Source organism: Aeromonas sp. R9-2 (assembly GCF_040908025.1).
In the GTDB taxonomy this organism is placed as follows: Bacteria; Pseudomonadota; Gammaproteobacteria; order Enterobacterales; family Aeromonadaceae; genus Aeromonas; species Aeromonas veronii.
In genome coordinates, this window is the sequence record NZ_JBFOCX010000018.1 from 2501 (window position 1) to 28754 (window position 26254).

28 protein-coding genes (1 of these 28 only partly in view) are annotated in these 26254 nt (G+C 61.3%); 11 read left to right on the forward strand and 17 right to left on the reverse strand.

Features of this window, described 5'->3' with window-relative positions; all coding sequences use genetic code 11:
• Positions 1 to 65, forward strand: partial view of a gamma carbonic anhydrase family protein gene (locus tag AB5Y71_RS05510; protein ID WP_368171163.1) — the end only. 475 nt of this gene lie to the left of the window's left edge; the window shows 65 of its 540 coding nt (coding positions 476-540); its start codon lies off the left edge, out of view; it ends in the stop codon at positions 63 to 65.
• Positions 66 to 153: 88 nt separating this feature from the next.
• Here the strand turns inward: AB5Y71_RS05510 and polA are convergent, their stop codons facing one another.
• Positions 154 to 2919 (reverse strand): DNA polymerase I, encoded by a 2766-nt coding sequence (polA, locus tag AB5Y71_RS05515; RefSeq protein ID WP_368171164.1) that lies wholly within the window; start codon positions 2917 to 2919, stop codon positions 154 to 156.
• Between the two features lie 400 nt (positions 2920 to 3319).
• Here polA and elbB point away from each other — a divergent pair, with 400 nt between their 5' ends.
• Positions 3320 to 3970, forward strand: a complete 651-nt coding sequence (elbB, locus tag AB5Y71_RS05520) for an isoprenoid biosynthesis glyoxalase ElbB (RefSeq protein ID WP_368171165.1) — start codon at positions 3320 to 3322, stop codon at positions 3968 to 3970.
• Between the two features lie 72 nt (positions 3971 to 4042).
• Here elbB and AB5Y71_RS05525 read toward each other — a convergent pair whose 3' ends face one another.
• The 4 genes from AB5Y71_RS05525 to AB5Y71_RS05540 all read right to left on the reverse strand — a co-directional run bounded on the left by AB5Y71_RS05525 (position 4043) and on the right by AB5Y71_RS05540 (position 7499).
• Entirely contained in the window at positions 4043 to 4252 is a 210-nt protein-coding gene (locus AB5Y71_RS05525; RefSeq protein WP_005339554.1) for a cell division protein ZapB, read from the reverse strand.
• A 246-nt stretch (positions 4253 to 4498) separates the two neighbouring features.
• A complete protein-coding gene (locus AB5Y71_RS05530; protein WP_368171166.1) occupies positions 4499 to 5779 on the reverse strand; it encodes a hypothetical protein in 1281 nt (426 codons plus the stop codon).
• A 20-nt stretch (positions 5780 to 5799) separates the two neighbouring features.
• Positions 5800 to 6579 (reverse strand): serine O-acetyltransferase, encoded by a 780-nt coding sequence (cysE, locus tag AB5Y71_RS05535; protein ID WP_005339552.1) that lies wholly within the window; start codon positions 6577 to 6579, stop codon positions 5800 to 5802.
• An 8-nt stretch (positions 6580 to 6587) separates the two neighbouring features.
• Positions 6588 to 7499: a cation diffusion facilitator family transporter gene (locus AB5Y71_RS05540; RefSeq protein WP_042081837.1), complete on the reverse strand. Its 912-nt coding sequence runs from the start codon at positions 7497 to 7499 to the stop codon at positions 6588 to 6590.
• An 85-nt stretch (positions 7500 to 7584) separates the two neighbouring features.
• Between AB5Y71_RS05540 and AB5Y71_RS05545 the strand changes: the two genes are divergently transcribed.
• From AB5Y71_RS05545 to trmL, 3 genes are all read left to right on the forward strand, one after another.
• Positions 7585 to 8280, forward strand: coding sequence for a response regulator (locus AB5Y71_RS05545; protein WP_005339549.1), 696 nt, complete (start codon positions 7585 to 7587; stop codon positions 8278 to 8280).
• A complete protein-coding gene (locus AB5Y71_RS05550) occupies positions 8262 to 9632 on the forward strand; it encodes an ATP-binding protein (RefSeq protein ID WP_005357421.1) in 1371 nt (456 codons plus the stop codon). The genes AB5Y71_RS05545 and AB5Y71_RS05550 overlap by 19 nt, the downstream gene beginning before the upstream one ends.
• 74 nt (positions 9633 to 9706) lie before the next feature.
• On the forward strand, positions 9707 to 10171 hold the full coding sequence (trmL, locus tag AB5Y71_RS05555; RefSeq protein WP_058057055.1) for a tRNA (uridine(34)/cytosine(34)/5-carboxymethylaminomethyluridine(34)-2'-O)-methyltransferase TrmL: 465 nt from the start codon (positions 9707 to 9709) through the stop codon (positions 10169 to 10171).
• 13 nt (positions 10172 to 10184) lie between these two features.
• Here the strand turns inward: trmL and dinF are convergent, their stop codons facing one another.
• The 4 genes from dinF to lexA all read right to left on the reverse strand — a co-directional run bounded on the left by dinF (position 10185) and on the right by lexA (position 13708).
• A complete protein-coding gene (gene dinF / locus AB5Y71_RS05560) occupies positions 10185 to 11546 on the reverse strand; it encodes an MATE family efflux transporter DinF (protein WP_368171167.1) in 1362 nt (453 codons plus the stop codon).
• A 2-nt stretch (positions 11547 to 11548) separates the two neighbouring features.
• Positions 11549 to 12175 carry an SCO family protein gene (locus AB5Y71_RS05565; RefSeq protein WP_005339543.1) on the reverse strand — a complete coding sequence of 209 codons (627 nt, stop codon included), beginning with the start codon at positions 12173 to 12175 and terminating at the stop codon, positions 11549 to 11551.
• A gap of 209 nt (positions 12176 to 12384) precedes the next feature.
• Positions 12385 to 12600, reverse strand: coding sequence for a hypothetical protein (locus tag AB5Y71_RS05570; protein ID WP_005356042.1), 216 nt, complete (start codon positions 12598 to 12600; stop codon positions 12385 to 12387).
• A gap of 484 nt (positions 12601 to 13084) precedes the next feature.
• On the reverse strand, positions 13085 to 13708 hold the full coding sequence (gene lexA / locus AB5Y71_RS05575) for a transcriptional repressor LexA (RefSeq protein WP_005339540.1): 624 nt from the start codon (positions 13706 to 13708) through the stop codon (positions 13085 to 13087).
• A gap of 204 nt (positions 13709 to 13912) precedes the next feature.
• Here lexA and plsB point away from each other — a divergent pair, with 204 nt between their 5' ends.
• On the forward strand, positions 13913 to 16336 hold the full coding sequence (plsB, locus tag AB5Y71_RS05580) for a glycerol-3-phosphate 1-O-acyltransferase PlsB (RefSeq protein WP_019446525.1): 2424 nt from the start codon (positions 13913 to 13915) through the stop codon (positions 16334 to 16336).
• Positions 16337 to 16405: 69 nt separating this feature from the next.
• Here plsB and ubiA read toward each other — a convergent pair whose 3' ends face one another.
• On the reverse strand, positions 16406 to 17275 hold the full coding sequence (ubiA, locus tag AB5Y71_RS05585; protein ID WP_201993717.1) for a 4-hydroxybenzoate octaprenyltransferase: 870 nt from the start codon (positions 17273 to 17275) through the stop codon (positions 16406 to 16408).
• Positions 17272 to 17808 carry a chorismate lyase gene (locus AB5Y71_RS05590; RefSeq protein WP_267514230.1) on the reverse strand — a complete coding sequence of 179 codons (537 nt, stop codon included), beginning with the start codon at positions 17806 to 17808 and terminating at the stop codon, positions 17272 to 17274. Before AB5Y71_RS05590 ends, ubiA begins: the two co-directional genes overlap by 4 nt.
• A gap of 145 nt (positions 17809 to 17953) precedes the next feature.
• On the opposite strand from AB5Y71_RS05590, the gene AB5Y71_RS05595 reads away from it, so the two are divergent.
• A complete protein-coding gene (locus AB5Y71_RS05595; RefSeq protein ID WP_005339527.1) occupies positions 17954 to 18388 on the forward strand; it encodes a flagellar basal body-associated protein FliL in 435 nt (144 codons plus the stop codon).
• A 112-nt stretch (positions 18389 to 18500) separates the two neighbouring features.
• Positions 18501 to 18665, forward strand: a complete 165-nt coding sequence (locus AB5Y71_RS05600; protein ID WP_368171168.1) for a hypothetical protein — start codon at positions 18501 to 18503, stop codon at positions 18663 to 18665.
• Between the two features lie 20 nt (positions 18666 to 18685).
• Here AB5Y71_RS05600 and AB5Y71_RS05605 read toward each other — a convergent pair whose 3' ends face one another.
• From AB5Y71_RS05605 to AB5Y71_RS05620, 4 genes are all read right to left on the reverse strand, one after another.
• A complete protein-coding gene (locus AB5Y71_RS05605) occupies positions 18686 to 19018 on the reverse strand; it encodes a DUF2799 domain-containing protein (RefSeq protein ID WP_368171169.1) in 333 nt (110 codons plus the stop codon).
• 137 nt (positions 19019 to 19155) lie between these two features.
• Positions 19156 to 19281 (reverse strand): hypothetical protein, encoded by a 126-nt coding sequence (locus tag AB5Y71_RS05610; protein WP_005339521.1) that lies wholly within the window; start codon positions 19279 to 19281, stop codon positions 19156 to 19158.
• Positions 19282 to 19355: 74 nt separating this feature from the next.
• A complete protein-coding gene (locus AB5Y71_RS05615; protein ID WP_368171170.1) occupies positions 19356 to 20336 on the reverse strand; it encodes an MDR family oxidoreductase in 981 nt (326 codons plus the stop codon).
• A 32-nt stretch (positions 20337 to 20368) separates the two neighbouring features.
• A complete protein-coding gene (locus tag AB5Y71_RS05620) occupies positions 20369 to 21391 on the reverse strand; it encodes a LacI family DNA-binding transcriptional regulator (RefSeq protein WP_323876438.1) in 1023 nt (340 codons plus the stop codon).
• Between the two features lie 251 nt (positions 21392 to 21642).
• On the opposite strand from AB5Y71_RS05620, the gene AB5Y71_RS05625 reads away from it, so the two are divergent.
• The 3 genes from AB5Y71_RS05625 to AB5Y71_RS05635 are packed head-to-tail and all read left to right on the forward strand — an operon-like array spanning position 21643 to position 23720.
• Positions 21643 to 22086, forward strand: coding sequence for a PTS sugar transporter subunit IIA (locus AB5Y71_RS05625; RefSeq protein WP_201931714.1), 444 nt, complete (start codon positions 21643 to 21645; stop codon positions 22084 to 22086).
• 35 nt (positions 22087 to 22121) lie between these two features.
• Positions 22122 to 22409 (forward strand): PTS sugar transporter subunit IIB, encoded by a 288-nt coding sequence (locus AB5Y71_RS05630; RefSeq protein ID WP_338710671.1) that lies wholly within the window; start codon positions 22122 to 22124, stop codon positions 22407 to 22409.
• Positions 22410 to 22460: 51 nt separating this feature from the next.
• Positions 22461 to 23720 carry a PTS ascorbate transporter subunit IIC gene (locus AB5Y71_RS05635; protein ID WP_005357405.1) on the forward strand — a complete coding sequence of 420 codons (1260 nt, stop codon included), beginning with the start codon at positions 22461 to 22463 and terminating at the stop codon, positions 23718 to 23720.
• A 98-nt stretch (positions 23721 to 23818) separates the two neighbouring features.
• On the opposite strand, the gene waaA is transcribed toward AB5Y71_RS05635, so the two are convergent.
• Both waaA and waaF read right to left on the reverse strand, forming a co-directional pair.
• Positions 23819 to 25084: a lipid IV(A) 3-deoxy-D-manno-octulosonic acid transferase gene (gene waaA / locus AB5Y71_RS05640; protein ID WP_368171171.1), complete on the reverse strand. Its 1266-nt coding sequence runs from the start codon at positions 25082 to 25084 to the stop codon at positions 23819 to 23821.
• Between the two features lies 1 nt (position 25085).
• Entirely contained in the window at positions 25086 to 26120 is a 1035-nt protein-coding gene (gene waaF, locus AB5Y71_RS05645; protein ID WP_368171172.1) for a lipopolysaccharide heptosyltransferase II, read from the reverse strand.
• Positions 26121 to 26254: the final 134 nt, after the last annotated feature.

Here is a 26254-nt window from a genome sequence, read left to right on the forward strand (position 1 = left end):
CCTTCCTCAAGACCTCGGCCGACAATTATGTGCTGCTCAAGGATGAGTATCTGCAAGAGACCTGATAGGGCTGGCAGAAACAGGAAGCCCGGCATGATGCCGGGCTTCGCTTCTTATATAGATATATAGCCGTGCAGAACGGCTGACCGGAAATCAGTGGGCCTGATCCCAGTTGTCGCCGGTACCCGCTTCAACCAGCAGCGGCACATGCAGTTCGGCAGCAGCCGACATCTTCTCCTTGATGATGGCGATGTACTCCTCCAGCTTCTCTTCGCGGATCTCGAACACCAGTTCATCGTGTACCTGCATCAGCATGCGGATCGACTCATCCTCGATACCGCGAATCCAGCTGTCCACGTTGATCATGGCGCGCTTGATGATATCGGCGGCCGTCCCCTGCATGGGGGCGTTGATGGCGGCCCGCTCGGCTGCCTTGCGCAGACCGGCGTTGCGGGACTTGATATCCGGCAGATAGAGGCGACGACCAAACAGGGTCTCGACATACCCCTGGGCTTCCGCCTGCTGACGGGTGCGCTCCATATACTCCAGCACGCCCGGGTAGCGTTCGAAGTAGAGATCCATGTACTTCTGCGCTTCGGCACGACCGATCCCCAACTGCTTGGCCAGACCGAAGGCGCTCATGCCGTAGATAAGGCCGAAGTTGATCGCCTTGGCGCTGCGGCGCATGTCGGTGGTGACCGCATCAAGCGCCACGCCGAACACCTCGGCGGCAGTCGCCTTGTGGATGTCCTTGCCCTCGGCAAAGGCGGTCAGCAGCCCCTTGTCACCGGAAAGGTGCGCCATGATGCGCAGCTCGATCTGGGAGTAGTCCGCCGCCACCAGCTTGTAACCGGCGCTCGGGATGAATGCCTGCCGGATCCGGCGCCCTTGCTCGTTGCGCACCGGGATGTTCTGCAGGTTGGGATCAGATGATGACAAACGGCCCGTAGCCGCTACCGCCTGATGATAGGAGGTGTGCACCCGCCCGGTCCGGGGCTTGATCATCAGCGGCAACTTGTCGGTGTAAGTGGACTTGAGCTTGGCCAGACCGCGATGTTCCATCAGCAGTTGCGGCAGCTCATAGGTCTCCGCCAGCTCGGCCAGTACCTCTTCTGCGGTGGACGGCGCCCCCTTTGGAGTCTTTTTGATGATCGGCAGGCCTAGCTTGGTGAAGAGGATCTCCCCCAGCTGCTTGGGCGAGGAGAGGTTGAACTCCTGCCCGGCCAGCTCGTGGGCCTGTTTCTCCAGCTCCGCCAACCGCAGCTCGATCTCCTGACTCTGCTGGTGCAGCAACTTGGGATCGATGGTGGTGCCGAGCAACTCCATCCGCGCCAGCACTGGCAGCAGCGGCAGTTCGATCTCGCTGAATACCTTGGCAAGGCCCGGTACGGCCTCCAGCTGACCCCACAGGGTCTGGTGCAGACGCAGGGTGATGTCAGCATCTTCCGCCGCATAGGGGGCCGCCTGCTCCAGCTCGATCTGGTTGAAGGTGAGCTGTTTCACCCCTTTGCCCGCGATATCTTCAAAGGAGGTGGTCTCAACCCCGAGGTAACGCTTGGCCAGCGAATCCATGTCGTGGCGGCTGGCGGTGGAGTTGAGCACGTAGGACTCAAGCATGGTGTCGTAGGCGATGCCCTGCAGGTCGATGTCATGGTTGAGCAGCACGTTGCGATCGTACTTGAGATTCTGCCCCACCTTGAGACGGGTCGGGTCTTCCAGCAGCGGCTTGAGCTTGCCCAACACCACGGCCTCGCTCAGCTGTACCGGTGCCCCCAGATAGTCGTGGCCAAACGGCACATAAGCAGCCTTGCCCGGCTCAACCGCGAAGGAGACGCCGACGATCCGCGCCTCCATATAGTCGAGACTGGTGGTTTCGGTATCGAAGGCAAACAGCGGTGCCGCTTTCAGCTGCTCCAGCCAGCCGTCAAACTCGGCTTCATCCAGAATGCAGCGGTAGTCGGTTTCGATGGCGGCAACCGGAGCGGCGCTCTCATCGCCAGCCTCGTCTTGTCCGGCAATCTCGCTGCCCTCTTCACCACCGGATTCCAGCTCCTTGATCAGGTTGCGCAGCTCGTATTCGCGATAGACCGCCAGCAGGGACTCCTTGTCGACCGGCTTGAGCAACAGCTCTTCCAGACCCTGCTCCAGCTCGACATCGGTCTTGATGGTCGCCAGTCGATAGGAGAGACGAACCTGCTCCTCCTGCTCGCGGAACTTGTCGGCGAACGCCTTGGAGCCACGGAAACCGAGCGCAGCTACCTTGTCCAGGTTGGCGGCAATCTCGTCGATGCTGCCAATCCCCTGCAGCAGAGCCAGTGCGGTCTTCTCGCCGACACCGGTCATACCGGGAATGTTGTCGACCTTGTCACCCATCAGGGCCAGATAGTCGATGATGAGCTCGGGCGGTACGCCAAACTTCTCGATCACCCCTTCCCGATCGGTCTTCACATCTTTCATGGTGTCGATCAGGGTGACATGGTCGGAGACCAGCTGTGCCATATCCTTGTCACCGGTGCTGATCAGCACCGGCAGCTGCTTCTCGGTCGCCTGGCGGGCCAGGGTGCCGATCACGTCGTCCGCCTCCACCCCCTCCACCATCAGGAAGGGGAAACCCATCGCCTTGATCATCTGGTGGATCGGGGCAACCTGGCTGCGCAGATCGTCCGGCATGCTGGCGCGGGTCGCCTTGTACTCGGGATAGATGTCATCGCGGAAGGTCTTGCCCTTGGCATCAAACACCACGGCCACATGACAGTCAGGATATTGCTTGCGCAGGCTGCGCATCATGTTGGCCATGACACGGACGGCGCCGCTCGGCAAACCGGTCGATGTGCGCAGATCGGCCTGCTGGGAGGCGAAGAAGGCGCGGTAAAGATAAGAGGAGCCGTCGACCAGAATAAGGGGGTTGCTAGGGGCCATGAAATCGTCCTGCCAGAGATAAACAGCCGCTAGGATGCCACAGGGCCCCCCTCACACCAAGGGGCGCAGCAACAGCACACAGCGCCTGATAAAGGGACTCAGTCTGTGGATAACTCTGTGTTCAAAAATGGGGGACATCAGAGCGCACAGTGACAAAACTGTGCATAAGAATATAAAAAGCCATTAAAAACAACATATTGGGATCGCAAAAACCGATCATGAGACAGTTAGAATGATCTCGATCAATGTGGAAAAAGATTTAAGGGAGTAGGTACGGCAGGATCCAAAACGAAACAATCCTAGCACAGCAAGATGACTTGACCAGCGGAGGGCGAGCGATAACCATACAAAAGTACAACAATCCATCCTGGCTCACATTTTCAACAACGAGGAGTTTGCCATGAAAAAAGTGGCCGTGATTTTGAGTGGCTGCGGTGTCTTTGACGGAGCCGAAATCCACGAGGCCGTCATCAGCCTGCTGGCGCTGGCCCGTCAGGGAGCCGCCGTCCAGTGCTTCGCCCCGAACGTGGCGCAGCTCCATGTCATCAACCACCTGACCGGTGAAGTGAGCGAGGGAGAGAGCCGCAATGTGCTGGTCGAAGCGGCCCGCATCTGTCGTGGCCAGATAAAGGATGTGGCCGAGCTGGATGCGGCCAATTACGACGCGCTGCTGGTGCCCGGCGGCTTTGGCGCGGCCAAGAACCTGTGCGACTTCGCTGTCAAAGGGGTCGAGTGCCAGATCCAGCCCGATGTGCTGAAAGCGTGCCAGAGTTTTGCCAAAGCCAACAAACCGGCCGCCTATATCTGCATCGCGCCCGCCATGATCCCGCTGATCTATGGTGCCGGGACGCTGGCGACCATCGGCCATGACGAGGGTACCGCCAACGCCATCGAGGCGATGGGTGGCAGCCATCTCAACTGCCCGGTCAACGAATTCGTAGTGGATCAGGAGCGCAAGGTGATCTCCACCCCCGCCTACATGCTGGCCAACAACATAGTCGAAGCGGCGGACGGCATCGAGAAGACGGTCAAGCAACTGCTGGCGCTATAATCCTCACCCTGCCAAAAACAGACGGGCCGCTCATGGAGCGGCCCGTTTTCAATTCTGCCTGAAGGCGATGAATTAGATGGTTTCGCCCATCTGATCCATTTTGCCCAGCAGAGCACGCAGACGCTCCTGCCATGCAGTGTGCTCGTTGCGCAGCTGATGGTTCTCGTCTTGCAGCTTGCTGTTCTGCTCTTTCAGCTCGTCCAGCTCCATCTTCAGCAGGGAGATGTTGTCGACAGCGGATTGTACTTTGGATTCGAGTTGCTCAAGGACTTCTAGTGACATATGCATACCTGTTTGTTCAATTGCGATGCCCCACAGAGGGCGATTCAAGCGCGTGAAGCCAGCATACCCCGAGCGCATCGGCACAAACAAGCCAGTGCGCTGTAAAATGCGCCTTCCATAGATGTATTGTCTAAATATGCGTCTATTTTTCTCGCATCCTGCGCCCGAGCCGCGACAACACACTGAACCGTGCGTAAAAAGCCCCGCCACCCGCGCATCATTGGCACCCTCCTGACGGCCCCGCCGTTATCCATGCAAGGCGATATAAGCCCCCAGCAATAGACAGGCAACCACATACATCAGCAGGCCGTAGAGCAGGTTCCAGCGCAGGATCAGCCCGGCACTGAGGTTGTAGCGGGAGGCCAGCGCCAGATTGGATCCGGAGAGCGGACTGGTGCCAGTAGCAAGCCCCCATCCCAGCAGGAAACACATGCCGAGCAGGCTGGGATCCGGTGCCAGCGGCCAGAGCAGCGGCGCCAGCCCGGAGATACTGATGAGCGGATGTACCCCGACGATGGCCACCAGCAGGATCAGCAGCAGAGTGAGGGACGCTTCAAACCAGCCAAAGTGGTTGAACAGCGGCAGGCCGTGACCGGCACCAAGATCGATGACCGACAGCGCACTGTTGATCCCTGCCGCCAGCAAACCGGCCCCCAGAAACAGCACCAGCTGACCACCGATGGCGGGGAAGCGCTCCACCACCTGCCGCTTGAGGGCCGCCTTGCGCCCGCCCCTCGGCATAAAGAGCAGTGCCAACAGCGGGGCCACCAGCGCGATCACCGCCAGAATGCCAAGCTGGGGCCAGATCTGCTTGATGAGCAGTACCAGCAGCGCCAAGGTGACCGGCAACCCCAGAGTCTGCAGCCGCAGCGGATAACCGGCAAAGTCGGCCACCCCGATCCGCTCCACCTGCCAGGCAGTCAGCCCCATCGCCAGCAAGGCGGCGAGGATCCCGAACGGCAGAATATGGGAAAGCTGCAAGCCCGGCGCATAGGTGAGCGCCACCGCCATGGCGACAAAGAAGGGTGACCAGAAGGCGGCAGCACAGAAGACCCGGCTCAACACCATCACCTGACGCCGCTCCAGGGTGCCATTGCGCTCCAGTCGATCGCCGATGATAAAGAGCACCGAGAGGTTGATGACCGCCCCCAGCAGATTGAGGCTGGCCATGGTGCTCCACAGCCCCTTTCGCCCGGTCCAGGAGGTGGTGCCGGTCAAGAGACCCGAGGTGGCGAGGTTGAGGGTGCTCACCGCGGCAAACATGGTGAGCATATTGATGTTGGGCAACAGCCAGTCACCGGCGGTGAGGGGCGCGCCCTGCCACCAGGAGAAGATCAACAGCAGCAGGGCGGCACCATACAAGGCCAGCGCCTGCCGCTTGGCGGCACCCACCAACCAGGGCCAGGTGAGCAGTGACGCCCCCCAGGCCGCAATGGCCGCAGGCCAGGGGGAGAGCCCCAGATAGAGATGGAGCAGGTTGAGCAGCCACATCCCCAAAATCAGATAACCCGACCAGCGTTTGGCCATCGACTACTCCGGCCGGGAGATCAGAGACACTGATCCATATCCAATGAAGGCTTGTCGCACTCCGGACGGCCGACGATCTTGGCGGGTACGCCAGCGACCGTGGTATGAGGCGGCACCGGGTTGATCACCACGCTGCCCGCGCCAATTTTGGCACCCACGCCCACTTCGATATTGCCGAGCACCTTGGCGCCCGCCCCTATCATCACCCCTTCGCGGATCTTGGGATGGCGATCGCCGCTCTCCTTGCCGGTACCGCCGAGGGTCACGCTCTGCAGGATGGAGACATCATCTTCAATCACCGCTGTCTCGCCCACCACTATGCCGGTGGCATGGTCAAACATGATCCCCTTGCCGATGCGGGCGGCCGGATGCACATCCACCCCGAACACCACCGAGATCTGGTTTTGCAGATAAAGGGCCAGCGAGCGGCGCCCCTGACGCCACAGCCAGTTGGCGACCCGATACCCCTGCAGGGCATGGAACCCCTTGAGATAAAGCAGCGGGGTGGAGAAGAGATCGACCGCAGGATCCCGCTCCTGCACAGCGCAGATGTCGGCCGCCACTACCGTCAGCAGCTCGGGCTCGCTGCGCAGGGCCAGCTCGATCACCTCGCGCAGGGCGATGGCGGGCATGGTGGCGCTGTCGAGTTTGTTGGCCAGCTGGAAGCTGAGGGCCGAACGCAGATTCTTGTGATTGAGAATGGTGGAGTGGAAGAAGCTGGCCAGCATCGGCTCCTGGGCCGCCATGCACTCCGCTTCTTGCTGAATTTTGTGCCAGGTTTTGGCAACCAGTTCATCCATGTTGCAGCCTACTGTTGTTCTGGGTGAGGGCTCTGTTGTTCTTTTGTCAGCACCGAGATGGGGTCCATGTGGATGATGACATCCATCCGCTCGAATGCCTGGCGTACCGCCAGTTCGGCTTCATCGGCGATCTGATGGGCCTTGACCAGGGGGATCTGATCATCCAGTTCAAGATGCAACTGTACGAATCGGGTCGGCCCGGATTGACGGGTGCGCAGGTCATGTACGCCGTGTACACCTTCTACGGCACAGCAGAGCGCCATTATTCTCGCTTGTTCTTCCGCTGGCAACTGACGATCGAGCAGGGCCTGCACCGACTCGTAGCCGATGTGTCCCGCCCCCCACAACAGGAACAGCCCGATCAGGATGGCAAACAGGCCGTCGGCCCAGTACCACCCCTGCCCCGCCAGCACCAGCGCCAGCAAGACACCGGCATTGAGCAGCAGATCGGAACGGTAGTGCAGCATGTCGGCCTTGATGGCCACACTGTTGGTCTTGCGAATGACAACGCTCTGGAAGCTGACCAGCAGCAGGGTCAGCACGATGGAGCCACCGCTGACCCAGAGACCCGCCTCCAGCCGCAGAATAGGCGCCTGATTGAGCAGAGATGAAATTCCGTGCATCACCAGCAGCAGGGCGGAGCCGGAGATAAAGGCCGACTGGATGAGGCCCGCCAGCGACTCCGCCTTGCCGTGACCGAAGCGGTGTTCGTCATCGGCCGGGGCAAGCGCATAGCGAATGGCCAGCAGGTTGATGATGGAGGCACTCACATCCATGAAGGAGTCGGTGAGCGACGCCAGCAGGGTCGACGAGTCGGTCATCAGCCAGGCGATCAGTTTGCCGATGATCAGCAAGGTAGCGGTGGTGACCGCCGCTATGCTGGCAAAGGTCACCCAACGGGAATATTGTTGATGGCTCAAAACCGGCTTTCCTCTGGCGATGAAAAACTTATTATACCCTGACCCCGGCGTCAGTTTGGCGCGAAAATCTGCGGAATAACACCAGATGAACAGAATACTCCTGGTCGACGACGATCTTGAATTGACCCAACTGCTCACCGAAATTCTGACCCTGGAGGGATTTCAGGTCACGGTCGCCGAGGATGGTGAAGAGGGGCTGCAACGGCTGGCGGAGCAGAGCTTCGATCTGGTGCTGCTGGATGTGATGATGCCCAAGCTCAACGGCTTTGCCATGCTGACCAAGCTGCGCAAGACCCACGATACCCCGGTGCTGATGCTGACCGCCCGCGGTGACAGCCAGGATCGGGTCAACGGTCTGGAAGCGGGTGCCGACGACTATCTGGCCAAGCCATTCGATGACAGGGAGCTGCTGGCCCGGGTACGCGCCATCCTGCGCCGTACCCAGAGCGCCCCGCCCCAGCGCGGCAACTCCTCGGACGAAGTGCACTTCATGGATATCGTGCTGCAACCCGGCCTGCAGCAGGCCCGCTGCGGCGAACAGCTGCTGGAGCTGACCGCCACCGAATTCGGGCTGCTGGAGTGCCTGCTGCGCAATCCCGGCCAGATCGTCAGCAAGAGCCACCTCTCCGAGCAGGTGCTGGGCAAGAAGCTGGAACCCTTCGATCGGGCCATCGACATGCACCTGAGCAACCTGCGCAAGAAGCTGCCGGACCGCACCGATGGCCAGCCCCGCTTCAAAACCGTACGGGGGCGCGGGTACCTGTGGCTAGAGCAAGAATAGAGCGCATCAACTCCCTCAACGGGATCTCGACCCACATCTTCCTCTGGTTCTGGTTCATGCTGCTGGTGATGCTGGCCGCCGTGATCAGCCTGCCGACACTGGATCCCCGCAACCAGATCCCGCTGCCGACCCATGAAGTGGCGCGGATGCAGAACAACGTGCAGGCCCTGCTCAACGCTGCCGAGCCGGATCAGGATTTCGATCTGGCCAAGGCGATGGACAAGATCGCCATGCTGCCGGTGGACAACGTCTACCTGCGCGACGAGAAGGGGCAGATCCAGTCCACCACCCATCCGCGCAAGTTCGTGGTGCGCTTTATGGTGGATGCCGATGACCCGGCCAATCCCATGCTGGGCAACGAGGATCGCAAGGCGATCGCCGGCCCCTTCCTGATGGAGCACCACGGCCATCGCTATCACGTCTATTTCGGCCTCAATGCCGAGAATCCCTACCTGTTCCTGTTTATTCAGGTGCTGGATCACCCGATCCGCATTCTGGGCATCTCGATGCTGGTCAGCACCCCGCTCTGCCTGCTGCTCGCCTGGCGGCTGACCCGGCCCATCCTGCAGTTGCAGAAATCGGTTTCCCAACTGGCGGCCGGCAATCTGGAGGTGCAGATCCCCAACCTGGGACGGGGCGACGAGATTGGCCAGCTGGCGGATAACGTCAGCCGCATGGTGGAGACGCTCAAGAGCATGATCCAGAAGCAGAAACAGCTGCTTTCCGATATCTCCCACGAGCTGCGCAGCCCCCTCACCCGGATGCAACTGGCGCAGGCGCTGATCCGCCGCAAGCAGGGTGACAGCGCCGAGCTGGCGCGGATCGAATCGGAGATCGGACGGCTGGACAAGCTGATCGGCGATCTGCTGGATCTGTCGCGAGTACAACAGCATGTTGAAGCCCCCATCGTGCAGCCGCTGGCCGACCTGCTGGAGCCCATCCTCGAAGATGCCATGTTCGAGGCAAACCAGAGCGGCAAACAGCTCAGACTGCCGCCGCTGCCTGCCGAGTCGATCCAGATGTGGCCCGAGCTGCTGGCCCGGGCGGTGGAGAACCCCCTGCGCAACGCCCTCAAGTATGCCCGCGAGTTCATCAAGGTGGACTGGTATCGGGAGGGACTGGAGTGGGTGATGACTATTCGGGATGATGGCCCTGGCGTGCCTGACGAGCAGCAGGCGCTGCTGTTCCAACCCTTCTTCCGGGTCGATGATGCCCGCAACGCCAAGACTGGCGGCACCGGGCTGGGGCTGGCCATCGCCTCGGAGGCGATCCAGCGCCACGGCGGCACCATTGCGGCCAGCAACAATCACCCCACCGGGCTGACCATCACCATCCGCTTGCCCATCGCCTGATCCTTTTCATCCGGACGGGCGCTGGGTATGCTGGCGCCCCTTCTTGGCTTTACACCTCTTTGCAGGAGCTCGTCATGCTCGATATCGTCCTCTACCAGCCGGAAATTCCGCCCAACACCGGCAATATCATCCGGCTTTGCGCCAATACCGGTTACCGGCTCCATCTGATCGAGCCGCTGGGATTTGAGTGGGATGACAAGCGGGTAAAGCGGGCGGGACTCGATTATCACGAGTTTGCCGAGGTGAAGCGCTGGCCAAGCTATGAGGCTTTTCTGGCTGCCGTAGCGCCCAAGCGGGTGTTTGCCTGCACCACCAAGGGCCGCACCGCGTACTCGGCAGCACAATATGCCCTTGGCGACGCCCTGCTGTTTGGCCCGGAGAGTCGCGGCCTGCCCATCGAGATCATCGAGAGTCTGCCGTTCGAGCAGCGGCTGCGCATCCCTATGGTGCCCCAGAGCCGCAGCATGAACCTCTCCAACGCGGTGTCTGTCTTTGTCTACGAGAGCTGGCGCCAGCTCGGCTACGACGGTGCCATGTAAGCGCCACCGATGATCAGTGGCGGGCGTCGAGCAGATGCCCGCTGCGCTCCAGCCGCCAGCAAGTGACCCCCAGCGACAGACCGCGCCCCACCATCAGCACCGCCATCGCCGCCCATAACGCTGCCACGCCCCACAACTGACAGAGCCACCAGATCGGGAAAAAGCCGCCAAACGCGGCCAGCAACATGCTGTTGCGCATCTCCCGCGCCCGGGTTGCCCCGATAAATACGCCATCCAGCAGGAAGCACCAGACCGCCAGCAACGGCATGGCGATCAGCCAGGGAAGCTGACGATGTGCCTCCGCCACCACGGCCGGAATGTCGGTGATATAGCCGATAAGGTGGGCACCAAAGAGGGCAAACACCAGGGTAAAACCACTGGCGATGAGGGCGGCCCAGCCCAGATTGAGCACGATGGCCTCCCGCAGTTTCTGCCGATCCTGCTGACCGATGGCTCGTCCTACCATGGCCTCCACCGCATAGGCAAAACCATCGAGCCCGTAGGAGATGAGCATCAGGAAGTTGAGCAGCACCGCATTGGCGGCCACCGCCACATCCCCCAGCCGCGCCCCTTGCAGAGTCATGAAGGCGAAGCAGAGCTGCAAACAGAGGGAGCGCAGGAAGATATCGCGGTTGAGACCGAGCAGCCGCACCATGGGCGCGAACTGCCGCCAGCGCTGCCAGCCATCTAGCCACACCGTCGGCGCCAGTTGCCCCAGCTGACGGCGTACCAGCCAGATACCGACTGCCAGCGCGCAGTAGTCCGCCATGACCGAGGCTGCCGCCACACCCCGCACCTGCCAGCCGAGTCCCAGCACAAACAGGGCATCGAGCGCCATATTGACCAGATTGGTGAGGATCAGCATCACCATGGGGCTGCGGGCATCCTGCATCCCCAACAGCCAGCCCATGATCACCAAATTGCAGAGCGCCGCCGGGGCGCTCCAGATCCGCACCGCCACATATTGGCCCGCATAAAGCTGCACCTCGGGCGAGCCGCCACTCAGGGCGATCAGCCGTGGCAACAGCGGGAAGAGCAACAGCAGCAGCGTCAGGCCGAGAGCAATGGCCAGCCCCAGCGCCCGCAGCAGGGTATCGAGCTGGGCACGACCGTCGGCGGCGCCGTGCGCCTGCGCCGTCAGGCCGGTGGTCGACATCCGCAAGAAGCCGAGCAGCCAGAAGATGAGGTTGATCAGGGTCGCACCGACCGACACGCCCCCCAGAAACCAGGCCTGACCGAGATGACCGATCACCCAGGTGTCCACCAGCCCCAGCAAGGGGGTGGTGATATTGGAAAAAACCATGGGCAGGGCGAGCGCAAAGACAGCGCGGTGGCGAGAGGGGTCTCGCCACCAGGGGGCAACAGCTGGGGTCACGCTCAGTGGCCTGCCAGCTTCAGAATGCGGGCGAAGTCAGAGAGCATGGTGGCCATCTGCACCCGGGGCACCTGACCCGGCGCCACTTGCGGACGGAATACCGCCTGCAGCTTGCCCTTGGGATTGATGAGCACGATGGAGGCGGAGTGATCGATCAGGTAATCCTTCTCCCCCTGATTAGCGATGGAGTAGATGAGCCCCAGATTGCGCACGAATGGGAACAGCTTGTCGTGGGGGGCAGTGGCCGCCTTGAACTCGGGATTGAAGAAGGCGGTATAGGTCTTGAGGCGTGGAATATCGTCACGCTGGGGATCCGCCGAGATAAACACCACCTGACTGTCGGGCGCCATCTTCTTCAGCTGGTCATAGACGGAGCGCATATCTGCCAGGGTGGTGGGGCAGATATCGGGGCAGAAGGTGTAACCGACAAACAGGAAGGTCCAGTGCCCCTTCAGGTTGGCAGGGGTGAACGGCTGGTTGTCCGCATCGGTAAAGGCGAAATCATTGATGTCCCGCCCCGCCGGATAGTAGTCGGCCTGTTCCGGCTGCTCTGGCTGCGTGGCGTAGAACACCAGGATCAGGCAGGCTGTCAGCAGCAGAAAGAGCAGGGGATAGCGGAGCTTCATCATAACAAGAGACCCTTTCAATTCGAGGCAGATGGCCAGCAGTGACCGGACAAGAGGGGGCATTGTACCCCAGCGAGCCGCCAAGGTGGTTCAACCTTGTGCAACGCCCTGTCAGGAGTCGACTATTTGGCATAATTAATCGCCAGTTGCGGCCATAAAAAAACCGGCCCCCTCGGGTGCCGGTTATGGATGGATTTGTTTGTCTCTTCTGCTCAGGGGCGAACGTTACGCCCCTGCTGCAACATCTTGCCGATGGCCCGCACGCCGATGGGAATCACGGGGGCCAGCCAGCCCTCTTCCCCCTGGCGATCACCGTGACCCCGTTTGAACAGCAGCACCAGACGCACCACCTTCTCTTTCGGGCATCCCAGCCAGAGCGTCCAGTGCGAACCACGATGGTGCAGCCAGAGACCGTAAAACCAGGTCATCCGGCTACCTTTGACAAAACGGGTGATTGACGATTCCGCTGGCGCAGCCCCAGCCTCTGAATCCCATGGCGATCTTGATGCCATACCAGTCCTCCTTGACCGACAGGTCATGTTGCTTCGTCGGCCTGAACTGGGAACAGGCCCGTCACGACTATCTGCAACCATTACGAGTGGTCCCCTTTGCCTGACAAAGCTCGGGATCTCCCCACTCCCCCTTCATATCCCGTGAAGGTGTACTGCCCTATTCTCGTTGTTACCGGCCCTTCCGTACCGACGCATTGTGATGGTCAGAGGGAGGTGCCAAGGCCTGTCTCAGCGACAGGGCACTGATCTGAGCATATATCTGAAATGGATGATTGGTAGCCGGTCGCGCAGGACAAAAATACCGCCGCCGATGATCTGTTTGATATGACAGGGAAAGTGCGCCAGAAACAGCACGGCCTCCCGAAGGAGGCCGTGTGGCAAACGCAGTTGGCGGGGATGATTACATCCAGTCGGCGTTGCGGATCACCCCGACCGCCAGCCCTTCGATGGTGAGCTGCTGACAGGAGAGGTCCACCTCGATGGGGGAGAGCTCTTCATTTTCCGGCAGCAGCCATACCTGACTGCCCTTGCGCTGGAAGCGCTTGACGGTGACATCCTCATCGAGACGGGCGACCACCACCTGACCGTTGCGCACCTCCTGGGTCTTGTGCACCGCCAGCAGATCGCCATCCAGAATGCCGATGTTCTTCATGCTCATCCCTTGCACCCGCAGCAGAAAATCTGCGCGCGGGTGGAACAGGGCGGGATCCACCTGATAGTGGCTCTCGATATGCTCCTGAGCCAGGATAGGTTCACCGGCAGCGACCTTGCCGATGAGCGGCAAGCCGCTCTCTTCCAGCACCTCTTCCTCTTCGAGTAACAGGCGAATGCCGCGGGACGTGCCCGGCATAATCTCGATGACCCCTTTTTTGGCCAGGGCCTTCAGATGTTCTTCGGCCGCATTGGCCGACTTGAAACCAAGCTTCTGGGCAATCTCGGCACGAGTCGGCGGCATGCCGGTCTCGCTCATGTTCACCTTGATCAGCTCCAGCACTTCGGCCTGGCGGGGGGTAAGGGGTTTCATAGAATTGGCACCTGTCTTTTTATACAGCACACTGGCAGTATATACAGTGCAGTGGCCAAGGCAAGGCGCAGCTGACATTTGTCGCGACCAACCCCTCATTTACTGCTGTTTTGATCCTGCGCAGCCGACTCATCGTACCTCTCGGCGACAAGGGGCTGTCGATTTGCTATGCTCACGCCGCATTTTTTTGGAGAGCAGACGCACATGTCCCTAGGACAGAAGATTTCCAGAGCCATCTTGCAATGGCCGGTCAGCGGCTTGGTCAATCACAAGAGCCTGCCGGAAAATCCCATCACAGAACTCAATCTGGATCCGGCCAGACCCATCGTCTATGCCCTGAAAACCAGTTCGATCACCGACCTGATGACCCTGCAGCAGTGCTGCGAGGATCTCGGTCTGCCCGGCCCCTTCACGCCGCTGGAACTGAACGGCCAGCTGCTGCCGCGCTATGTCTGTCTGGATCGTCCGCCTCCCCTGTTTGGCAAACGCAGCAAACCGCTCCCCTTCCTGCAGGAGTTCCACCAGCTGCTGGATCTGCACAAGCAGGATCCCGAGCTGGATATCCAGGTTGTGCCCGTCACCCTGTTCTGGGGCCGCGCTCCGGGTCGGGAAGGGGAAGAAGCCTCCGGCCTCAACATCATCAGCAGCCTGGCGCCGAACCGGCTGAAGAAGGCGCTTATCGTGATCCTCAAGGGTCGCGAGAATCTGGTGCGCTTCTCGCCGCCCCTCTCCCTGCGCTACATGGCCGACAAACACGGCACCGACGAGGCGATCGCCCACAAGCTGGCGCGAGTGGCCCGTACCCACTTCAGCCGCCAGCAGCTGGCCGCCACCGGCCCGAAACTGCCGAACCGCAACCTGCTGTTCAAGCAGTTGCTCGATTCCGCGGTGATCCAGCAGGCGATTGAAGAGGAGGCCCAGCGCGAAGGGATCAGCCTCGAGAAGGCGCAAAAGCGCGCCCATGGCTACATGGACGAGATCGCCTCTAACTTCTCCTACCGGCTGATCCGCCTGGGCGAGAGCTTCCTCGGCTGGCTGTGGAACAAGCTCTACCGCGGTTTGTCGGTCAATGGCGCCGAGAAGGTACGCCAGCTGGCGCAGGAGGGTCACGAGATCGTCTACGTTCCCTGCCACCGCAGCCACATGGACTACCTGCTGCTCTCCTACGTCATCTACCACCAGGGGATGGTGCCGCCCCATATCGCGGCAGGCATCAACCTCAACTTCTGGCCGGCGGGCCCGATTTTCCGCCACGGCGGCGCCTTCTTCATTCGCCGCACCTTCAAGGGCAACCCGCTCTACAGCACGGTATTCCGGGAATACCTCAACCTGCTGTTTGCCAAGGGGTACTCGGTAGAGTTCTTCACCGAAGGCGGTCGCTCCCGTACCGGCCGTCTGCTACCGCCCAAGACCGGCATGCTGGCGATGACCCTGCAGGCAATGATGCGCGGGCTGGACAGGCCGGTCACTCTGGTGCCGGTCTATCTGGGCTACGAGCACGTGATGGAGGTGAACACCTACCACAACGAGCTTAAGGGGAGTCGCAAGGAGAAAGAGAGCTTCCTGCAGGTGCTCGGCATCCTGCGCAAGCTGCGCAACTACGGCCGTGGTTTCGTCAACTTCGGCGAACCGCTGACCCTCAACAGCTACCTGAGCGAACATATCCCCGACTGGAAAAAGCACATCGGGGAAGAGGAACGTCCGGAGTGGATGGCGGGCACCGTCAACAATCTGGCCGAACTGCTGATGACCCGCATCAACGGCGCTGCCGCGGTCAACGGCCTGACCCTGAGCGCGCTGGCGCTGCTGGCCGCCGAGCGCCACGCCCTGACCCGCGACGAATTGCAGGCCCAGCTCAACACCTATCTGGATCTGCTCAAGGCGGTGCCCTACAGCCCGCAGAGCACCATTCCGGATGAGGATGCCAAGACCCTGCTGGACCAGGCGATGGAGCTCAACAAGTTCGAGGTGAGCGAGGACAAGCTGGGGCAGATCATCAGTCTGGACCGCTATCAGGCGATCCTGCTGACCTACTACCGCAACAACATCCTCCACCTGTTCGCCATGCCCTCTCTGGTGGCGGCATTGATCGAACGGTGCGAAGGGATCTCCCGCAGCGAGATCATGGCCCGTTGCATCGACATCTATCCGCTGCTCAAGACCGAGCTGTTCCTGCGTTATGAAGAGGAGGAGCTGCCGGCGCTGGTCGACAGCCTGCTCGACGCTCTGCAAACCCAGCAACTGATCGAGACCCGCGATGACGGCTACTGGGTCAATCCGGCCAACCAGATGCGCCTGCTACTGCTGGCGGAGAGCATTCAGGAGACCCTGCAACGCTACGCCATCGTGCTGACCCGGGTGCTGGCCCAGCCTCATATCGAGGCGGAGCAGCTGGAGGCGGACGGCCTGATGATGGCAGAGCGCCTCGGCACCCTGCACGGCATCAACGCCCCCGAGTTCTTCGACCAGAAGCTGTTCAGCACCCTGATCCACACCTTGCGCAAAGAGGGCTACCTCTCTCCCGAGTGCAAGCCGGATCTTGGCCGCTTCCAGGCGCTGGCCGACAACATAGTGCCGCTGCTGAGCAACAAGATCCGCCGCACCATTCAGGCAGGCAATCAGCTCTAATCTGCAACGCAAACAAAGAAGGCCGCATCATGCGGCCTTCTTTTTTATCGGAGTCTGCGCGGGAACATGTCACGCCAGCAGGTAATCGAGCACCAGACCGGCAAACACCAGCGCCCCCACATAGTTGTTGTTGAGAAACGCCTGGAAGCAGGCTTCCCGCTGCCGCTCGCGAATAAGCCGCTGCTGATAGACAAACAGCACCGCCGCCCCCAGCAATCCCCAGTAATACCAGCCCCCCAGCGTCATCAGCTGCCCGACCACCAGCAACAGCAGCAGAGTCGAGAGTTGCAGTGCGCCGATGATCCGCTTGTCGTAACGACCAAACAGGATGGCGCTGGATTTGAGGCCGATCTTGAGGTCGTCATCCCGATCCACCATGGCGTACTGGGTGTCGTAAGCCACGGTCCAGAGCAGGTTGGCGAAGAAGAGCAGCCAGGCCACCAGCGGCAGGGCATCCGCCTGCGCCGCATAGGCCATCGGGATCGACCAGGAGAAGGCCATCCCGAGCACCAGCTGGGGATTCGAGATAAAGCGCTTCATGAAGGGGTAACTCACCGCCAACAGCAGGGCGACAAACGACAGACCGATGGTAAGCGGATTCATGGTCAGCACCAGACCAAACGAAATGAGCGCCAGCACGAAGAAGAGCGCCAACACCTCCCACGGTTTGACTCTGCCCGTGGGCAAGGGGCGACCAGCGGTGCGTTTGACATGGCCGTCGAAGTTGCGATCCGCATAGTCGTTGATCACGCACCCTGCCGAGCGCATCAGAAAGACGCCGACCACAAACACGGTCAGCACCCAGAGATTGGGCAGGCCACCAGCGGCCAGCCAGAGCGCCCACAGGGTTGGCCACAGCAGCAGCAGAGTGCCTATGGGTTTGTCGACGCGGGCCAACTGCATATAGGCAAGTCCCCGCTCCTTGGTTAACAGATTCACTCCAGCTCCTTGTCACAGACGAGAGAGGGCAGAAACAGCTCGTGCACCAGCAGTGGCCACTGCCCCAGAAACAGACGGGAACGACGCCCCCAGACAGTGGCGGCCGGGCAACGGGGATTGGCGGCAATATCGAAACGGGCCAGTTGCAGGTGATCGCGACGGGCAGGCTCATGGCCAAATACCCGCTCACCCAGCGGCTGCTCGCCAAGCTCGGCAATGCCGCTCCCTTGCAATGCGTCATCGGCAAAAAGGGTCCAGCCCAGCACGGCGGGCCCACGATCCCCATGCAGGATCACCTCGCGGCAGGTACCGGCCGGCGAGGCCGAATCCACCAGCCACTGCTCATCGGCAGTAAGGGCGATCGGGTGATTGCCCAGCCACTCCACCGAAAAGTGGCGATTGTGCTGACGCAGCCGCCGGGTCATGGAGCCGGGCTCCAGCAGCCAAGGGCGCAGGCTGGCGGGCAATTCGCAACATTCGGGGGCCAGCCACCCACTTAACGGCGTGAGGGGAACAGTCAACTCGGACTTCACAGCTTCACCATCCAGAGATTTCCGTGTTCAGGTTAAAATCCGGTTTATTATCCGTAAATCAATAGCGAAATGTAAGAACATCCGTGCTTGACGGCCCCGATGGCAACATCAAAAATGGGTTATCTCTTGCTGATGAGCCATCTATATGAAGATCTTCAAAATTCTTCTGGTGTTGTTACTGAGCTGTGGCGCCCTGCAGCAGCAAGCTCTGGCTGAAGATGAGCCGCCCGCCGAGGGCGCAGAGGGGGCTGCCAAGCCTGGTTTCTCCTACCACGCGCTCGATCCCGACATCATCACCAACTACCTGAGTGATAGCAAAACCCTCGGTTATATCCGGGTCACGGTAGAGCTGATGGCGGAAAACGAAGCCGATCTCAAGCTGCTGGAGCAGCATGACCCGCTGATCCGCGATGCCATCATCCGTCTGATTGGCAGCAAAAATGCCGATCAAGTGAAGTCCCTGACCAACCGAGAAGAGCTGCGCAAGGAGTGCGAGACAACCGTTAACGAACTGCTGGTGAAAGAGACCGGCAAGAAAGCGGTACGCGAGCTTATCTTCACCAAGTTCCTCTACCAGTAATCCCTCCCGAAACAATCGCTTATTGGCATATCGGCCAATAAGCGAGCTTTGCCGGTTTATTCGAAATGAAAATCGATTACAATACGGCCGTCAAGTCGTAGAGGTAGTCGTTATGGGCAGCAAAACCCTGTGTGAATGGCGCCGTCACGAGATCCCCACCGATCTCAAGGCGTTGCGCAAGATACTCCGCAAACCCAAGTTTGTCTGCAGCAAGTGCGCCCGCAGTGCCAATGACAAGGGTTACCTCTGCCAGCCGCTGCGTTTGAAAGAGGAGTAACGCCCCTCCCTGTCAGGGCGTTATTGATCGGTCCACCCCTGACGCCCCTGCTCGAACAATCTGCGTGCTTGGGTATCATTCGGGCAGACACCGCGATACTCCTCGCCTGAGCGGCCGGCCAGATAGAGATGCTCGGGGCGGCAATACCATGCCAACCCCTTCTGGCGTCCCTGCTCCCACAGTTCGGTGTCCACCTTTTTGCCGCACTGGCCCTGATGGATCTCGATCCGCTCGGTGGTGAAGCCCAGCTTGCCATCCGCCTCCCCCACCTCACTCCATACCTTCTCGCAGGGATCATCGTTGGAGACACAGCCACCCAGCAGGGCAGCCAACAATATGATGGAGAGTCGCATAGTCATCCTTGAGCGTCATTTGGGCAGTTCATTCTACCCAGCGCCCCGCCCCTGACCAAGGACGAACGCTCAGCCATGTGAGCGCGGCAAAAAAATCAGGCGGGCCCAAAGCCCGCCTGTTCGTTCAATGCCGTGGTTCACTGGTCATCGAAAGTGTCATCATCCTGCCAGCTTTCATCTTCCCACTGATCCAGCTCTTCTTCCCAGGAATCCGGCTCCCAATCATCATCAGAGGAGTCGTAATCCGGCTTGTGTCCACCCATCTTCACTCTCCTTGGATAGTTCACCCGCACTCCAATTTTATCCGGAATTGTCGGGCTCGCCAGTCAGAGAGAGTTCAAAGTTTGACCAGGGTCCGGCCGGCGATCTGGCCTTGCGTGATGGCCTCGGCGGCCTCCACTACCTGCTCCAGCCCAATCTCGGTGATCGCCTGTTCAAAGAAGCTGGCGGGAAGATCCCGTGCCAGTCGCTGCCACGCCAGTTGACGACGTTCAAACGGGCACATCACCGAATCGACCCCCTGCAACCGCACGTTGCGCAGGATAAAGGGCATCACACTGGTCGGCAGATCAAAACCGCCCGCCAACCCGCAGGCCGCCACGGCACCGCCATAGTTCATCTGGGCCAGCAGCTTGGCCAGCACCTGACTGCCGACGGTATCGATGGCAGCGGCCCACAGCTGCTTCTCCAGCGGTTTGGCGGGCACCAGCAGTTCACTGCGTGGCACGATGCGGCTGGCACCCAGTGCGGTCAGCATGGCGCCCTGCTCTTCGGGACGACCGGTCAGCGCCGCCACCTGATAGCCAAGGGCTGCCAGCAGGGCAACCGAGGTGGCCCCCACACCGCCTGCCGCACCGGTGACCAGCACCTCGCCGCTATCTGGAGTAATGCCCGCCTCTTCCAGCGCCAGCACGCAGAGCATGGCGGTGAGACCGGCGGTACCGATGCACATGGCCTGGCGCTCATCCAGCACGGCGGGCAACGGCACCAGCCAGTCCCCCTTGACCCGCGCCTGTTCGGCCATGCCGCCCCAATGCCCTTCGCCCACGCCCCAACCGGTCAGCACCACCTTGTCGCCGGGCTGATAGCGGCTGTCGGCAGATTCGAGCACGGTACCGGCGAAGTCGATGCCGGGCACCAGCGGCCACTGGCGCACTATCTTGCCCTTGCCGGTGATGGCCAGTCCGTCCTTGTAGTTGATGGAGCTGTAAGCGACCGCTACCCGCACCTCACCTTCCGGCAACTGGCTCTCGGCCAGCCGGGTCAGAGTCGGAACAGTCTTGCCGTCTTGGTTTTCCAGTAACAGAGCCTTGAACATGGTTGCCTCTTTGATGACGTGTGAAACGGGGATCAGCTGCTTTGACGCTTTTGCAGTTGAAAATCGAGAGCCAGCGCGGTGCCCATCACGGGCTCCCCGGCCAGTTGGCGCAGGATCAGCTCGGCAGCCTCCTGTCCCATTTTGCGATAGGGGATCTTGACCGAAGTAAGGGTCGGATAACAGGCGCGCGCCACATCCAGATCGTCAAATCCGGCGATGGCGAGTTTGCCCGGCACATTCAAATGGCGACGCTGGCACTCGAACAGTACCCCGGCCGCCAGTTCGTCGTTGACGCAGATCAGCGCGTCCAGCTCGGGCCAGCGCAGCAGAAATTCCCCCAGCATGGTGGCGCCGGTGCTGAAGCTGGGCCGCTCAGAGGTGTTGATGATGGCATCGGGGGAGAGGTAGTTGTCGAGCAGCGCCTTCTGCCAGCCCTGCATCCGCTGTTGCAGCATCCACTGCTCCTGACGGGCACAGAGAAAACCGATATTGCGGTAGCCCCGCTCGATAAGGTGGCGGGTGAGCTGATAACCGGCATCGAAGTTGGAGACCCCCACGTTCATGTCGATGGGGCTGCGGGCCATGGCACCCACCTCAACCACTGGCAAACGGGCAGCTTTCAGGCGAGTACGGATCGTCTCGCCGGGATCGCCACCAAACAGCACCACCGCCGCCGGATTGTGCTGCAAAAAACTGGTCAGCAGGCGCTCTTCCTGCTGCTTCAGATGCTGGGCATCCCCCAGCATGATCTGGTAACCCTCCTCGAGCAGGGTCTGTTGCAGGCCAGCGATCACCTCGCCACAGCCCGCTTCCGCCAGACTCGGGACGATCACTACGATGGTCTGGGAAGTCGCAGAGGCCAACGCCCCGGCGGCCCGATTGGGGATATAGCCGAGCTCTTCCACCGCAGCTTCGATGCGCTCGCGCATCCTGTCGGAGACCATCTCCGGCGTGCGCAGGGCACGGGAAACCGTCATGGCCCCCACACCAGCCAGCTGGGCCACATCGTTGAGGGTCACCCGACCCGTGCTACGGCGCTTCTTTGCTTCTGACATCCATCCCATCCTCGACTTGCGGCTGCTCACTTTAAGGCAAAAGAGCGCCACTGACCATTTGCTCAAGGCCGATTCTACTCTCTTTCCCCCACAATGAGGGCAGGATGACTCCCGTTAATGGGTGAAGTGATAGCGCTATCACAGTTTGATGTTAGCGCTATCTGATAGCGCTAACTTTCGCGATCACCCTCACAGTTTCACCACCGCAAGATCGATAGATTGGCGCCATCATAACTAGCCGGATCACCACCATGCTGACTCAACTGCTGACCGAGGATGTCATCCGCATCGAACCCGCAGCCCGCGACTGGCGTCACGCCATCGAGCTGGCGACGGCGCCCCTGCTGGCCAATGGCACCATCGAACCCTCCTACGTGGCGGCGCTGTTTCGCTCTCATGAAGAGCTCGGCCCCTACTACGTACTGGGCCCCGGTCTGGCGATGCCCCATGCCCGCCCCGAAGACGGCGTCAACCGGCTGGGTCTGGGGCTGACCGTCATCAGGCAGGGGGTCAACTTCGATTCCGAGGGCAACGACCCGATCCGGCTGCTGATCACCCTGGCCGCCAGCGACAGCAACTCCCACGTGGAGACCATCGCCCAGCTGGCCGAGCTGTTTATGAATGAAGAGGACGTGGCGGCCATCATCGCTGCCGACACCAAAGACGACATCCTGCGCATTCTGGCGCGCTACTGATCTGCGCCACTGCGCACCTGACAGAGGAAGAAACAATGAAAATTCTGGTTGTATGCGGTCACGGTCTGGGCACCAGCCTGATGATGGAGATGAGCATCAAGAGCATCCTGAAAGAGCTGGCGGTCACCGCCGAGGTGGATCACCGCGATCTGGCCTCCGCCGGCAGCGAAACCGCCGAGATCTTTGTCGCCACCCGTGACATCGCCGAGCAGCTGCAATCCATGGGGGTCAACGGCCGTCTGGTGGCTCTCGCCAACATGGTCGACAAGGCCGCGATGAAAGAGAAGCTCGCCACCGCACTGCACGAACTGGGCGCCCTCTAAGGATCCTCCATGCGGCCTGCGGGCCGCATCTTCCATTGCCAGGAGCTGACCATGGAATTTTTCAACTTTCTGATGTTTGACGTGCTGTCCGAGCCTGCCGTGCTGGTCGGCCTGATCGCGCTTATCGGCCTTATTGCCCAGAAGAAACCGGTGACCGAGTGCATCAAGGGCACGGTCAAGACCATCATGGGTTTCGTCATTCTGGGGGCCGGTGCCACTCTGGTGATCAACTCGCTGGGTGACTTTGCCGTCATCTTCCAGCACGCCTTCGGCATCAAGGGGGTCGTCCCCAACAACGAAGCCATCGTCTCCATCGCCCAGACCTCGTTTGGCAAGGAGATGGCGATGATCATGTTCTTCGCCATGCTGGTGAACATCCTGATCGCCCGTCTGACCCCGTGGAAATTCATCTTCCTGACCGGTCACCACACCCTGTTCATGTCGATGATGGTAGCGGTGATCCTCTCTGCCGGCGGCATGAGCGGTGTGCCGCTGATAGCGGTGGGCAGTCTGGTGGTCGGCGTCGCCATGGTCTTCTTCCCGGCCATCGCTCACCCCTTCATGAAGCAGATCACCGGCTCCGATGACGTGGCGCTGGGCCACTTCTCTACCTGCTCCTACGTGCTCTCCGCCCTGATCGGCGCCAAGTTCGGCAACAAGGCCCACAGCTGCGAAGATGTACAGGTGCCCAAGAGCCTGCTGTTCCTGCGCGATACCCCGGTGGCCATCTCCTTCACCATGGGCATCATCTTCCTGGTGACCTCCGCCTTCGCCGGCCCCGAGTTTGTCTCCAGCGTCGCCAAGGGCAAGCACTGGTTCATGTTCTCCCTGATGCAGTCCATCACCTTCGCCGCCGGTGTCTACGTCATCCTGCAGGGTGTGCGGATGGTCATCGCCGAGATCGTTCCGGCCTTCAAGGGGATCTCCGACAAGCTGGTGCCGAACGCCAAGCCGGCACTCGACTGCCCCATCGTCTTCCCCTATGCCCCCAACGCCGTGCTGATCGGCTTCCTGTCGAGCTTTGCCGCCGGTCTGGTGGGGATGGCGCTGCTCTACGCCATGGGCCTGACCGTCATCATCCCGGGCGTGGTACCGCACTTCTTCGTCGGCGCCGCTGCCGGGGTCTTCGGCAACGCCACCGGTGGTCGTCGTGGCGCGATTTTGGGCTCCTTCGCCAACGGCCTGCTGCTGCTCACCATTCTGCCGGTGTTCCTGCTGCCGGTACTGGGCGACCTAGGCTTCGCCAACACCACCTTCAGCGACTCCGACTTCGGTGTGGTCGGCATCCTGCTGGGGCTGATCGTTCGCTAATCCCGGCCACTGCCAAAAACAAAACGGAGCGCATCGCGCTCCGTTTTTTTATGGCCGGCCATCGATGATGGATGGCGGGCTGTATGAAAGACTGAAACTCAGTCGTTCTCCAACGCTGTGAGGCAGTGCGAGAGGGTGCGCGCCAGGGCTCCCTGATTGCGCAGCACCACGGCGCGGGCCTGCTCGCCCATCTCGCGGCGGGAGCTCTCGTCGGCAAACAGCTGGCTCACCTGCTCGCCCAGCTCGGCGGCATCGGCCACGATGGCGGCGCCCCCCTGAGCCACCAGCTGACGAGTGATATCGCTGAAGTTGAAGTAGGCGGGCCCCGTCAGGCAGGGCTTGCCGAGGGCTGCCGGCTCCAGCAGGTTGTGACCGCCGATCTTCACCAGACTGCCACCGACAAAGGCCACATCGGCCGCCGCCAGCATCAGCGGCAGCTCGCCCATGGTATCGCCGAGATAGACCTTATCCTCCGCACGCACCGCAGCACCATCAGTGCGCCGCACGCAGCCGTAAGGGGCACACAGCTCGGCCACCCGGTCGAACCGCTCAGGGTGGCGCGGCACCAGAATGAGCAGCGCAGCGGGATGACGTTTGAGCAGCAGCTCGAAGGCGGCCAGCACCTGCTCGTCCTCACCCAGATGGGTGCTGGCGGCGATCCAGACCGGCCGATCTGTCCCCAGCTGCTGGCGCAGGGCACGCCCCTTGGCCTGCACCTCGTCACCAAACTGGATATCGAACTTGATGGAGCCGGTCACCGCCAGCCGCGAACGATCGATGCCGAGGCGGGCGAAGCGGTCGGCATCATCCTGATGCTGGCAGAGCAGATGGGTCAGCGGCCGGCTCAGGGCGTCGAAGGCGCCGTGGAAGCGGGCATAACGCTGGCAGGATCGCTCGGAAAGACGGGCGTTGATGATGGTCACCGGCAGGTGGCGCGCCTCGCAGGCGGCCAGCCAGTTCGGCCACAGCTCGGTCTCCATCACCCAGAGCGCGCGCGGCTTGAAGGTGTCGAGAAAGGCCGCAATCGCCCAGGGGTAGTCAAGCGGCGCGTAGCGATGGATCACCAGATCCCCCAGCCTGGCAGCCTGATCGGCGCCGGTGCGGGTGGTGGTGGTGAGCAGGATCGGCAGATCGGGCCGCTCCGCCTTGAGGGCACGAATGAGCGGCGTGATGGCCAGCGTCTCCCCCACGCTCACCGCATGGATCCAGAGCGGCGCCTCCTGTCCGGTGGCGGGCAGCCGCCCGAGATGCTCGGCCCAGCGCTTGCCAAAGCCGGGCTTGCCTTTCTTCGGCTTGTAGAGGGCCAGCAGCGCCAGCGGCAATCCCAGATGGATCAGCAGGTTGTAGAGCAGACGGTAGGGCATCTTACTGACTCTGCTCCAGCTTCTTGCAGGCATCGACCACCTGCTCCGGCGCCAGGTCGATCAGGCACTTGAGATGGCCGAACTTGCAGGTGCGCTTGAAGCAGGGGCGACACTCGATGTTGGTGTGAACGATCTCGACCCGATCCGCCAGCGGCGGAGTATAGAGCGGCGAGGTGGAGCCATAGACGCCCACCAGCGGCCGGTTGAGGGCGGCGGCGATGTGCATCAGGCCGGAGTCGTTGGAGATGACCCGGCTGGCCAGCGCCATCAGATCGATCGCCTCGTGCAGGCTGGTCTTGCCCGCCAGCACGTGGCAGTTGGGGCGAGTCAGCAGGTTGACCCGATCCCGGATGGTATTGGCTACCGGGACATCCTTGTTGGAGCCGAAGATCCACACCTGCCACCCTTCGTCCAGATGCTGCTGGGCCACTACGGCGTAGTGCCCCTCCGGCCAGCGCTTGGCCGGGCCAAACTCGGCACCGGGGCAGAGCACCAGCACCGGGCGGGCGCGATCCAGCCCCAGTCGCTCCAGCGCCTTGCTCTGGTTGACCAGATCGACGTGCAGAGAGGGGTGGGGAATGGTCGGAATATCGGCCCGGCTCTTCATCTGCTCCTTGGGATAAGCGAGCGCCAGATAGCCCTCCACCATCAGCGGGAAGGCGGACTTATTGCTGCGCATATCGTTGAGCAGGCCGAAGCGGTGCTCCCCCTTCCAGCCGGTACGCACCGGAATGCGGGCAAACCAGGGGATCAGCGCCGACTTCATGGAGTTTGGCTGGACGATGGCCTGATCGTACTTCTCGGCCGCCAGCTGCTTGCCGAGGCGGCGGCGCGCCACCAGCTTGAAGTCACCGTGGCCAAGGGGCATGGTGATCGCCTTGTCCACCTCCGGCATCCGCTCCAGCAGGGCGCAGCACCAGGCGGGGGCCATCACGTGCAGCTCGCACTCGGGATGGTTGGCCTTGATCGCCTTGTAGAGACTCTGGGACATCACCATATCGCCGACCCAGGAGGGGCCGATCACCAATATTTTCATTACGCGTCTTCTCTCGGGTCTGGCCCGGCGGTTAATCATCACTGGGCGAGATTATGCCCCAAGAATGGTCGGATAAATAACAGAAGATCCTTGGTAGTCGCCTCTGCTTTGCCTCGGCCGAGCGAGATTACGCG